This is a genomic window from Pseudorhodobacter sp. (assembly GCF_030452865.1).
GTDB lineage: Bacteria > Pseudomonadota > Alphaproteobacteria > Rhodobacterales > Rhodobacteraceae > Pseudorhodobacter.
Genome location: NZ_JAKDLJ010000205.1, coordinates 1 through 6,399 on the forward strand (window position 1 = coordinate 1; position 6,399 = coordinate 6,399).

General features: G+C 59.5%; 1 protein-coding gene. It reads left to right on the top strand.

Going from position 1 to position 6,399, the window contains the following annotated elements; translation table 11 throughout:
• Positions 1-47: 47 nt before the first annotated feature.
• Positions 48-6,399 (top strand): hypothetical protein (locus L0H65_RS12325; RefSeq protein ID WP_301459351.1); only part of this gene is annotated, 6,352 nt, incomplete at its 3' end.

Sequence of the window (6,399 nt, forward strand, 5' to 3'; positions counted from 1 at the left end):
CAATAACGAAACAGGCGGCGGTTAATGCCAGATCAACCACGTCGTCGATGACGGGTTCGGCGGGTGCGTCGGTGTTGGGGTCCACTGTCGGGGCAGGTGGGGCGATCACGCAGCAGGCGCAACTGGTGCGGGGCCGCGTCATGGGCGCGGGTGAAATGCAAGTTGGCGGTTTGCGGGTCAGCGGGTTGTCTGACAACAAGATGTGGTCGATGGCCGGCGTGCTGTCGATTGGTGAGGATTTTGGGGTAGGTGCCACGCTGGCGCTGAATGAAGTGAATGCTCGTACCCAAGCCGTTGTGACCGATCACGCAACGGTACGGGCGGGCGCGTCGGGGGTGTCGCTGGAGACACGCGATGATACGCGCGGTGTCGCGATAGGGGCTGCTGGCACCGGGTCAACCGGCGGCACCGGGATTTCGGCGGCCAATGGGGTGATCCTGTCCCGCTCAGCGGTGGATGCGTTGATCACCGGTCAGGCCGAAATTGTTAGCGCTGGTGATGTGTCGGTACGCGCAAAGCGCAGTCAGGAATTGGGCGGGCTGGCCTATCAGATCACCATCGCGTCCAGCGCAGGAATTGGCGGCGCGCTGGCGCTGGCGCAAGACAAAGGTGTGACCACTGCGTTGGTTCAGAATTCCTTGGTCACTGCTGACGCCGATGTTGCTGTGCGTGCGGAAAACAATACCAAGGTTGTTACCAGCTCAGCGGGTGCTGGCTATGGCGGGTCATTCGGCGTCATGGGGTCTGTGTCACTGACGTTCAAATCCGATACCGTCAGCGCCAAACTTGACGCGGCGACTGTTTCGGCGGGCGACAGCGTGCTGGTTGAGGCGCTGAATGGCGGGCGTGTGGATTCTGTCGGCGGGGGCGACGAAAGCTTCTTTGGGGTATTCGATCAAGCCCTTGGTACGCTTGCCTTCGGCGACTCCGCTGCCGTAGGTGTCACCGTTTCGTTGATCAAGACGACCTCTGTGGTCGACGCGGCGATTGTGAACGGCAGCAATGTTGCCGCATGGCAGGCGCCTGCAACGGCGGGTGGTATTTCGACTTTCGGGCGCGCTGAGGGTGATGCGGATTACCTTGATCGTCAAATTCTGACGCGCAAAGGTGTCGCCGTTGTGGCCGATACCACCACGGAATTGAACACATTTGCCTTTACCGGCGCGGGGTCTGGCGGGGCTTCGATTTCCGCCCAGATGCCGTTTATGCTGATCAATGACAGCGTCACCGCGTCAGTCGAAGGCAGCAGAAACACGCTGGCAGTCAACAGCGGCAAGGACGTCGATGTGTTCGCGGGCAATGCCACCAAGATCAAGACGATCTCTGGCACCGCTGCATTCGGCGCATCAGTGGGGATCGGCGCGCTGAACGAATTCTTCCTGATCGCGAAGAACACGACCGCAAAAATTGTCGGTGCAAGGGTCGCGGCCGCAAATGATGTGACCATTCAAGCGGTCACGCCGGAGAGTTTGCGCAGCTTTTCGGCCTCTGCGGTGGGGGGGATTTATACCGGAATTGCGGGGGTGAACGAAGTTCTTGTCGCGCGGTCCACGACAGCCGCCTTTGCGAAAAACGCCGCGCTGAACGCGGGCAACGATATTGCCATCCAAGCCCATGCGCCGCGCAAGATCGTGCAGAACGCCGGCACTATGGGGATCGGGATTGCTGGTATCGGGGCGTCGATTATCATTGTGAACGCCTCTGACTCAGTCGTTGCTGAAACTGTCAGCGCCGATAGGGCTGCAAATGGCGTCACTCTGCGCGCAGGGCGCGATATCGACGTATCGGCCGAAGTTGAGACCCTGCCGAATGAATTTGGCAATCGCATTGAAGGCCCAAGCGGGTCCGGCTTTATTGAGGCCAATCAAGCAGTGATTGGAACGGGCGGCGGTTTGGTGGGCGTTGCAGGTGCCGGACTGTTTTCGGATGCGAGCCAGTCGGTCGTGGCGCGGATCGGGCGAAACTCCGACGTTGCGGCGGGTCAGGATCTGTCGGTCCGCGGCTATCAATACTATGGTCAGGATATCTGGGTTGCGACGGCTTCGGGCGGCTATGTGGGGGTTGGTGCGGCGGCGGTGATCGGGGCGGTTCGCAGCTCGGTTCTGGCGGTCATTGATGATGGCGCGTCGGCAAGTGCCGTGCGCAACCTCACGGTTGATGCTTACGGCGAGCGGTCGTTCAACGGCGGAGTTGTCGCCGGTGGCGGCGGCGCGTTCAGCTTTCAAGGCTCCGGCATTTTGCTGACCTATGGCAAACGTATCCACGTTGACGATGATGCCGATAGCATTGAGGGCGGGCAAGAGGTGATTGCCGACGTTCAGGCGGATTTGAACGATGATCCGTTCCGGCATGAGGATAACCCGAACACCAATAAGAACGAGGCCTACATTATCGGGGCGGGTGACAGCATACTGGAAACCTTGCTAGGCGAAGTGACCAGCGCACGTCAGGCGTTGGATCTGAATGACAGTTTCAACGGCACCCGCAGCGACACGATTACGACGCAGGTTGGTGCCGGTGCGGCGCTAAGTGCGGGCGGAGATATTGCCATCACAACGCGCGAAGGTGGTGAGTTGGAAATTCTGGCGGGTGGTGCTGCGGGTGGCGCGATTGCTGCAACCCACGGCGTCGCGTTGGTTCGACGTGGCACCAGGTTGGAGTCGCTGATCGGGCAAGGCGCGGCGCTAAACAGCACCCAAGGTGCGGTTACGGTCAGTGCCGTGTCTGATGTCGATGACGGCAATCCGGAGGCGATTACAGGTTCCAGCGGTTTGATCACCTCTGCAACAGGTATTTCCGACATTCGGATTGGCCGCGCGTTGAATGTAGCGGTCGGGCAGGGGGCCATACTGACCGCCAAAACTGCCGTGACCGTGCAAGCAGAAGAAATCAGCTCCACGCGGGCAAAGGTTAGTGCGGGCGTAAGCGGGCCTATCGGCTCTGGTGTGGCTGTGGCCAACGCCATGCGCGAAAGCACGATTGACGTTGCATTTATAAAGGGTGGACCAGCGCCCCATATCTCCGCGCCGCAGATCAATCTGATCGCGCGCCGCGTTGGTAAGGTTGAGGCGGATGTCGATGTGCTGGCGACGGGGGCGATCGGTGTGGGCGCCACGGCAGCCTTTGCGCGCGATACGTCAGTTGTCACGCTTGATTTGGCAAATGTGGTGCTGCGGGGCGGGGCGCTGAATGTCGATGCAGCGAATTCCGGCGATGTCAGCGCGGATGCCAAAGGTGATGTTGGCGCGCTGGGGGGCACCGGGGCGAATCTGGCGACGGCGCGCAAGGAAAGTACCACAACGCTGCGGGCGGGTGGCGCCAATCTGGACCTGTTCAGCGTTGATATTCTGGCCACAGATAACATTACCGATGCGCAAGGCGCGCGGGGCCAGGTCTATGCTTCGACCCGGTCCACCATGATCGCGGCGGCCTCCCTTGGGGGCAGTTCGGCCAAGGCACGCAACGTCTCTCAGGTCAATGCCACACTTAACTTTGCCCGCTTCGATGTCGCGCAGAACGCGAGGATTGAGGCGAGGAATGAAACCGACCTGCGCTATTTGTCCAAAGGGGTCAACGCCGGGTTGGTGGGATTTGGCCTAAGCTTTGCCGAGGCCAAAGATCAGGCATCTGCAAGGCTTGATCTTAACTTTTACAACACCGCCAACATTGGGCAGAGCTTCACCGCCAAATCCGGCGGACGTTCCTATCTCTTTGGCAATTCGGTTGCGGGCAATGGCGGGCTTATCACCGCCTTTGGCAGCTTGCTTGAACTGGAAATGGACACCGTGACCGAGTTGACCCTGCGCGGGGCGGGTGTGGTTGCGAAAGAAATCGTGCTCCATGCCGACCGCGGGATCGAGTTTGAAAGCAACGCGGATTCTCTCAACGTGTCGCTGTCGGGGTTTGGCGCGACACGACAGACCAACGACGTGAACGCGTCAACCGTGCTGACGCTTGCAAGCGATTTGACGGCAGAGCGGATCACCGTGGCGTTGGACGCCGATTTCATCAAACGGGCAATTGATTTCAACGGCACGACCGGTTCTTTTGGCGGGATCAATGCGACGGCGCTGACCTCGCGCAGCACGGTGTTGAGTGACGCGCTGATTGATGTGCGCCCCGGCGTACAGATTGTGCAGACGTCGAATGCTGTGAACCCGTCACAGGATACCGGCTTTGTCGAAATCGCGCTGCGCACCGATTACGATTTGACCGACCGCGTTAAGGGCGATATGGGCGGGTTGGTCAATCTACCGCGTTTGGAAAGCACTTTGCTGGTGGGGGATCGTCACGACGCGAGCAAGCGATCCTCTGGGCGGATTGCATTGGACGGGGTGACGATTGCGGCGAATGCGGATGTTTGGATCACCGCGCGGACTGATGCGATGTTGGACTCCGAAAGCTATGTGCGGACTTATGGTGCGGCAGGCGCGGGCGAAGGTCAGGCACATGCCCAACTGCGTCACAACAACAGCATCGCGCTGGATGGTGGGTCAATCGAAAGCCGTCGGGGCAGTATCGCCGTGATGATCGGTGAGGACCGCAACGGCACGCAGGAAATCCGTCAACATGCGGAATCGCGGGTCTATAACCGCACCTCACTGCCGTTGCAGAGTAATCCCGATGCGCTGGCCGAACTGAGCATGACCAATTCCATTGTCACCAATACCAGCAGCAGACTGCGGGCGGCGGGTGATATATCGCTGCGCGCCTCTGACGGCTTGACCGACCCTTACGCTTACGGCTTCGCCATTGATGCCTATGCCGAGGCTGCGCAGGAAGTGCGAAACTTCTTTGGCGGTTTGATTGGGGCTGATGATGTCTCATTGGGTACAGAAAGCGGCACGGTGAACGTCAGCACGCTTAGCGGTGTGAACCATTATGGCACGGCAGAGGCGGGCGCATATGCTGCGCAACGCCTGACAATTGACTTCGCTGATGGTGTGACCGCTGCCGCCGTCAACTCCGCTGACGATCTGGTGATCACGCGGGAGGGTGATATTGACTATGATCTGGCGTTCAATGTGTCCATTACCGGACGGGTTGAGGCCTATATTGCCGATCTGCGCGCCACCCAAGCCGAATATAATGTTGGCTCCGATGTGTACAACGTTCTGGGCACCCAGATTGACGCACTAGAGGCGCGTCTCAGCTATCTGGGGGCGACTGGCACTGGCGGGGTTGCGACGGACTTCCTGACGATTGACGATGTACAAGCCGTCGGCGGCAATATTGATCTGGCCGGGGATTATCTGGTGGGGGCAGGAACCCTGCGCGCGAATGGCGATGCCGTGATCGAAGTGACCAATAACACCGCGCTTTCGGTTGATGTCACCAATGCCAAGATCCCTTTCGTCGATGCGGGGCAGGTGCGCTACAACGGGGTTCAGGTAGCTTCCAACGCCGATCTCGCGGCCCTCGGGTCGAACCTGATTGCAGGGCCGATTAACTTGACGGCTGCCTTCGCGTTGCAGGCCAACAACACCGATGTCACCCCACCGCACATTGATATGTGGATGAACTACATCGCGAACGGCGGCCCGACATCGGACCTTTATGTGCGCGGCGATGTGGAAAACCTGAACGGTTCCGTCAACCTGCGCACCGAAGACGGCTCCATCTATGTCTTTGGCGGCAATATCAACGCGCGCAGCGTGGTGATTGACAGCGGCGGCGATTTCTTCCTCGCCCCGTCCGATCCGACGACGCATATCACCCAAGACCCGAGCGCAATCTTTGGTGATTTGTTTGCAGAGCAGGAAGCCTATCAAAATGCTGTCTATAGTTATATGAACCGTAACCCCGACGTGACAGAGGACGAGGCGAAGGCCGCGTTGCGACGCCCCGAGAATGGTTTGATTTTTGCGCCAATCCCGAACTATGTCGTGCCTGCTTCAGAAGGGTCGGTGCAGGCGCTTGGGAATATCTTCATCTATGCCGATACGCTGAACATCAACGGGCTGATCCGCTCTGGCCTCACCGATTGGGCGCTGGATATTGATGATAGCATCGACAGCGTTCTTGACGGTTTGGGTGCCGGTCGGCATGAGATTTACCGCCCCCTGCGCGGGCAGGCGGTTGGGTCCGATCCCGACAGCACCAACGTCGAGATTATCGGATTGCCGGTGGCGCAACAAGCGAACCCGCCGAGCGTTCTGCCGGGGCAGGGGCATATCAGCGGCAACGTCTCGGTCACCTACAATGGCGATACGGATGAGCTGGAGATTGGCGCGATCACTACCAAAGGCGGCTATATTGAGCTAAGCGGCAAGATCGTCAGCACCGGCAACGGGCGCATCGTTGCGACCAGCGGTTATGGCCGTGCCATGGTAAACTCCGACAGCCGCCGCGACCTGCGTTTCAGCCGGATTGATCTTGGCCCGCAGGATGGTGTTTCAG